The sequence below is a fragment of the Candidatus Symbiopectobacterium sp. genome, from assembly GCF_020054415.1.
GTDB lineage: Bacteria > Pseudomonadota > Gammaproteobacteria > Enterobacterales > Enterobacteriaceae > Symbiopectobacterium.
On record NZ_JAHWCO010000224.1, the window covers coordinates 1 to 5375 of the forward strand.

Annotated in this window: 7 protein-coding genes and 2 pseudogenes; 6 read left to right on the forward strand and 3 right to left on the reverse strand. The window is 53.4% G+C overall.

The genetic code is table 11. The features are described from left to right. Both QZ506_RS06625 and QZ506_RS06630 read right to left on the reverse strand, forming a co-directional pair. Positions 1–120, reverse strand: a pseudogene (locus tag QZ506_RS06625) (IS1 family transposase); the annotation flags it as partial. Then, positions 110–226: a hypothetical protein gene (locus QZ506_RS06630; protein ID WP_291969944.1), complete on the reverse strand. Its 117-nt coding sequence runs from the start codon at positions 224–226 to the stop codon at positions 110–112. The pseudogene QZ506_RS06625 and the gene QZ506_RS06630, both read right to left, overlap by 11 nt. Here QZ506_RS06630 and QZ506_RS06635 point away from each other — a divergent pair. From QZ506_RS06635 to QZ506_RS06660, 6 genes and pseudogenes are all read left to right on the forward strand, one after another. Then, positions 194–400 carry a hypothetical protein gene (locus QZ506_RS06635; protein WP_291969946.1) on the forward strand — a complete coding sequence of 69 codons (207 nt, stop codon included), beginning with the start codon at positions 194–196 and terminating at the stop codon, positions 398–400. The genes QZ506_RS06630 and QZ506_RS06635 overlap by 33 nt on opposite strands. After that, on the forward strand, positions 340–1623 hold the full coding sequence (locus tag QZ506_RS06640) for a hypothetical protein (RefSeq protein WP_291969948.1): 1284 nt from the start codon (positions 340–342) through the stop codon (positions 1621–1623). The genes QZ506_RS06635 and QZ506_RS06640 overlap by 61 nt, the downstream gene beginning before the upstream one ends. A gap of 206 nt (positions 1624–1829) precedes the next feature. Continuing rightward, entirely contained in the window at positions 1830–2150 is a 321-nt protein-coding gene (locus tag QZ506_RS06645; protein WP_291969950.1) for a hypothetical protein, read from the forward strand. Further along, a pseudogene (locus QZ506_RS06650) lies at positions 2147–3811 on the forward strand (ABC transporter ATP-binding protein/permease). The gene QZ506_RS06645 and the pseudogene QZ506_RS06650 overlap by 4 nt, the downstream one beginning before the upstream one ends. Before the next feature lie 139 nt (positions 3812–3950). Then, positions 3951–4262, forward strand: a complete 312-nt coding sequence (locus QZ506_RS06655; protein WP_291969952.1) for a hypothetical protein — start codon at positions 3951–3953, stop codon at positions 4260–4262. A gap of 204 nt (positions 4263–4466) precedes the next feature. Then, positions 4467–5069 (forward strand): RpoE-regulated lipoprotein, encoded by a 603-nt coding sequence (locus tag QZ506_RS06660; protein WP_291969954.1) that lies wholly within the window; start codon positions 4467–4469, stop codon positions 5067–5069. 82 nt (positions 5070–5151) lie between these two features. Here QZ506_RS06660 and QZ506_RS06665 read toward each other — a convergent pair whose 3' ends face one another. Then, positions 5152–5274, reverse strand: coding sequence for a hypothetical protein (locus QZ506_RS06665; RefSeq protein WP_291969956.1), 123 nt, complete (start codon positions 5272–5274; stop codon positions 5152–5154). Between the last annotated feature and the right edge of the window lie 101 nt (positions 5275–5375).

Here is a 5375-nt window from a genome sequence, read left to right on the forward strand (position 1 = left end):
ATCGTGCATTTCGGATGATTTTGAATATCCGAGCGTCTTGCGATTGAGCCGTTGCAATCGGTTACGCAGTGTCAGATGTGCACACTCAATACGCTGTGTATACGGCTTGCTAACAATGTGTTTTACTTTTGGAAGTTCGTCGTTGTAAGCCCTGTAGGTATCTGTGTTTGCATGACTGAAGACGGTAACGCTGATGGCCACTTTTGCCATCACCGTGTTTTTTCACAGGAGATGTCTGTTCACAAAACGGGCATCTTACATCAACTTTAGCCACTGTATTCCACATCCAAAACCGGACATTTCACACTTCAATCAACATATTGAATACACGACCGTCTGGTGGTGCGTGAATCCGATATTGGCAAACCCACTGTTGCGGTGGGCTTTTTTGCCGATGTGATTCCGGGCGAACATCAGGCGGCGTTGCCGGTGCTGCTGCAAGAGATCGAACGCGTGAAGCGCTATCCGCTCAGCGAGCGCGACATTGTTGCGCTTAAAAACGATATTCGACAAGCGGCCAATCGCATGGCTGACAATGTGGAATCACGCGAGTTTGCCGATTGGGTTCAGCAACTCTCGGCTAGCTGGCTGCAAAGCAAACCCTATGTCAGCGCGCAGCAGGTTAGTCGTGATGCCCTGACGCTGCTGCCGACCATCACTCCGCAAGAGGTGAATCGTCATTTGCAGCGTTGGCTGGCCGCGTCGGATACGCTGGTGCAATTCAGCGTACTTGGCAATGCGTCGTTTACCCTACCGACGGCAACGGTGATAACCACTGAGCTACAAAAAGCCCGCGCGGTTAATCTTGCCACCGCGCCGTTGCCGTTGGCGAAAGTGGTGCCGGAACTGCCTGTGGTTACCACGACGGGTAAGCGCACTGCGGTGCAACACTTCCCGCAGCAGCAGGTGGAGCAATGGCAGCTTGCGAACGGCGATCGCGTGGTTTACTTGCGCACGCCGCTGGCGCACGACAAGTTTTACCTGTCGGCCTATAGCAATGCCGGTTTTATGGCGAAAACGCTCAACCCCTGGCAGGCGCAAATTGCCAGCCAGATTGTGGTGCAGATTGGTCCACAGGGCTGTCGTGCAGAGAATTTGCGCGACTGGAAACAAGCGCAAGCGGTGTCGTTTAACGTCAGCCAAAGTGCGGATGAGTTGCAGATCACCGGACTATCCACGCTGAAACAGGTTCATTCGCTGTTCCAGCTTTATCATGCAATGAACACGCAGGCGAGCGTTGACGCCAGCGTCATGAAAGACAGTCTGGCATCTCCGATGCGCCAACGGGCCAACCGCAGCCAGTCGTCAGGCGATCTGCGTCAGCGGGAAATGACGCGTTTGCGCTTTGGGCAGCCCGCGTATCAAGAGCCTGATCAAACGCAATTGCGCGGTGTCACCGCGCCGATGTTGCCCACCCAATGGCAACAGACAGTAAGCGTACCGGTAACCTATTACCTGATGGCGAACCAACCGGCAGAGACGTTCTTGCCGCTGGTGGAACGTTATCTGGCATCATTGCCGCGTGCTACCCAGCTGGCTATCACGCCACATCGGGCGCTGGCTGGCACACGCGAATCAACCGTGGCGTTGAATATCGAACCTCGCTCAGAAGTGCGGGACTAGAGTTATACCGAACAACCCTGGACGCCACAGACGGCGGTACAAGTTAGCGTTGCGCGCAACCTGGCAAATAAATATCTGAAAAACAGCCTGCGCGATGAGGCGTTGGGTATTTACCATATGCGCCTAGACAGTGAGTTGGCCGACAAGGCCCAGCGCATCGAGACCGAGATAAGCTTTACCGCTTCTCCTGAGCGGTATCATGAACTGTGGCAGCGCGCCGAACAGGTGCTGGTCAACTTGCCGCAGACGATGTTGAACAGCAGCGCCAGCAATTTATCCGCGCGGAGCAAGGGCGTAACAATGATCTCACCACCCAGCAGCGGCGCCTGATACTGAGCGATCGCCACTACTGCGATCCGCGATATCTGAGTGACGTGGCAAACCTCGCGCAGGTGGTGACATTAGAGTGCGTGCGTGCAATGGCAGCCAAGCTGCTCAACCCGGCTAACCGCGTGCTGTTACTGTCATTGCCGCGAGAAGGTGCTGAAACAGCGGACAGCGCAACGGATGGAGACGTCACCCTATGAGCGCATTATGGGAACTGTGCCGCCCTTTCTGGGGCGGATGGCGCAGTTGGCGCGCCTGGTCGCTGCTGGCTGTTGCTGTCTCCATGGGCTTCGGCATCGTCTATCTCAACGTGCAGATCAACGAATGGAGCCGGGTGTTTTACGACACGCTCAGCACCTACGACAGCAGCAAGCTGTTTGGCTTGATGAAAGAGTACACGGTCTACATCCTGCTCTATATCGGTGTTTTTGTTTATCAGGACTGGTTTACCAGCTTGTTGGTGATCCGTTGGCGTAGCGCCCTGACCGCGCAATTTGTTGATGGCTGGCTGGCAAAGCGTACTTTTTATAGCATGTCGTTAACCGGGAAAATTGACAACCCGGATCAGCGTATAGCCGAAGATATCAATCTGTTTACAGATAAATTGGTCAGCATGGTGGCTGCCTTTATCATCAATGCGGGTCGGTTATCGTCGTTTATGATCATTCTCTGGCAGCTCTCTAGCGTGCAACGCTTTACCCTGTTTGGTCGTGAGTGGGCGATCTCCTGCTATCTGGTGTGTGTGGTGATTATCTACACCGTGGTGGGTACTTTGATTACGCATTTGGTGGGGAAAAAACTGCACGGCATCAGCTATGCCCGACAGCGCTCAGAAGCGGATTTCCGTGCCGCGCTGTTGCGTAAACACGACAATGCGGAACAAATCGCGCTCTATGGTGGTGAGGCGCAGGAAAAAACCTATCTGGCGCGCCATGTTAGCGATGTCGCCCGCAGTTGGCGTCAACTGATGGACGCGAAGCGTAATATGGGTTTCTTCACCTCCGGCTATATGCGTGTCAGTCTGATTGTGCCCATTTTTGCCGCGCTGCCTGCCTTTTTATCGAAAACGGTGACGCTCTGCGGCTTAATGCAGATCCGCAGCGCGTTTGCTTAGGTGCACGGTGCGCTTAGCTGGTTTATTCACATGTATGTGGAGTTAACCATGCTTTCAGCCAGCATCCAGCGTTTGGTCCAGTTCAAGCAGGAAATTGATCGCCATCAGCCGCAGCAGGCGGAACCGGACGTGGGCGAATGTCTGAGTATCGAGAAGCTGTCATTTGCTACGCCACAGGGCACCCCGCTGTTAAACGATGTGGCGCTGCACTGTGCGCAGGGAAGCTGGAGCAAACTGTCCGGGCCAAGTGGATTGGGTAAATCGACGCTGCTGCGTACCTTGAACGGACTGTGGCCCTACTATCGCGGGCAGTGGCAAGCGCAAGCGGGCCGCTCGCTACTGTTGCCACAGAAAAGCTATTTGGTGCAGGGTACGCTGGCGGAGGTGTTGTGTTACCCGCACCCACCGCTCAAGGATGTCAGCACCATGCAGCACACCTTGGAACGGGTTGGCCTCGGTGAGTGGTGCGATCGTTTGGCTGAGCGACATAACTGGGATTGTATCTTTTCCGGTGGTGAACGACAGCGGCTGGCCTTCGCCCGCGCGTTGATCGCTAAACCGGATACGCTCTATCTGGATGAGGCTACCAGCAGTCTCGATCACGGTGCGGCGCGTGTGTTGCTGAGCGAGCTTAAACAGGCGCTGCCGGCGTGTACGGTGATCGCTATAACCCACCAGCGTGAACTGGACGATCTGTTCCAGCATAATTACGACCTCACCACATTTCGCGCGGTGACGGCGGGATAACGTCATCAATCAGAAGGAAGGCCTGTGTGGCCTTCCTTCGGTCATCCCGTTCTGATTGCTGATGTGAAAGGCAATTATTACTTTCTGTGGTACGTTGCTTCGGTTAGGTTATCTGAATCACGTTTGCTGGAGCAGAATAATGATCGTAAGAACATGGCACGGATGCGTTCCCGTTTCGCATGCAGCGGGATTTGCGGCACACCTAGATGTCACGGGCATTCAACACTCCCAAAGCATACCGGGCAATTTGGGGGCAGCGGTCAAAAGGGTTACGCAAGGCGATTGTGAGCATTTCTTTCTTGCCACCTATTGGCAAGATATTGAAGCGGTAAAAGCGTTTGCGGGCGAAGATTACCATGTTGCCGTCACCTACCCTGACGATGAACAGTTTGGCCTGTTGTCCGATCCTTATGTTTTTCAACATGAGGTTGAGTCCGCCTCGTCGCTATAATTTGGCAGCAGGCTTACTGATGGGGAGTTTGTTCGTACCGCCAATGTATTAGGTCGCTCGCTTCCCCTTACTGTGATAATCGACGATAATCTTGCCCGCTTGACCGTTTTTTTACTGCACTTTTCTCAGGCCTGAGACTCAAACCCTCACGTATGCAATCGTGGGGTGGCACAGGTGCCGCTCACTGTTAAAGGAATTTATGTTATGAGGTTTCGCTCCGTTCGGTTGATTGTTCCCTGTGTGCTGGCCGCCTTTTTGTTGACGGGATGTAGCGCGCGCTCTAACTTCTCCTGGTCCAGCCTGTCGCCGTTCAACTGGTTTGTCAGCAAAATAGAGGTGTCGGATGCCGGTGTCGGCGGGCTTAATGGCGGCACTCCGCTGGCACAAGAGCCGATAAACCAGGCGCTGAACGGTAATTATCGTTTACGCAGCGGTATGGGCACCACTAACGGCCAAATCACGGCGTTCTATCAGGCGCTGGATGGTAATGAGATCAAGTTGTTGATCAGCGGTAAGCCCAAAGCGCAGGTCAATCGCGTCGAGGTTATGGATGCGAAAATTGCCAGCGTATGGGGCGTGAAAATCGGGGATGCATTCAGCGCCCATTACAGTAAAGCCTTTGAGGTCTGCCAGCTTGCTCAAGGGGATGATGCCCGCAGCGTAGAGTGCGTTGAATCGCAAAGCAAGAACGTCAGTTATCTCTATTCCGGTGACTGGAACGGCCCGGAAGGCTTAATGCCCTCTGATGATATTCTGCAAACTTGGCACGTCAGCAAAATCATCTGGTACGCGCAAGCGCGTGACTGATTTTTATCGTCTCGACCTTTCTTAAGCCACACCTATAATGCTTGGCGCGGTAACGCGCCAACGTCGTAGCGTTTCAATTCTCTCATCGTTTATTTTTATCCTTTGTTTGGCTTTGTTGAATAAATAGAACTTTTGGGTAATCATCGGAGCAGATCACCACAGTTGTGGCTTTGTTGAATAATAGGTAATCATGCTGTTTTTCCATGCCAGTTTTGGTTGAAAATGCTTGTCATCTCAGGTGTACACTTTTCTCATGAGGCCTAACTGCATGATTTTACGTTGCGAGGATCCGTCGTTTCGCTGGGC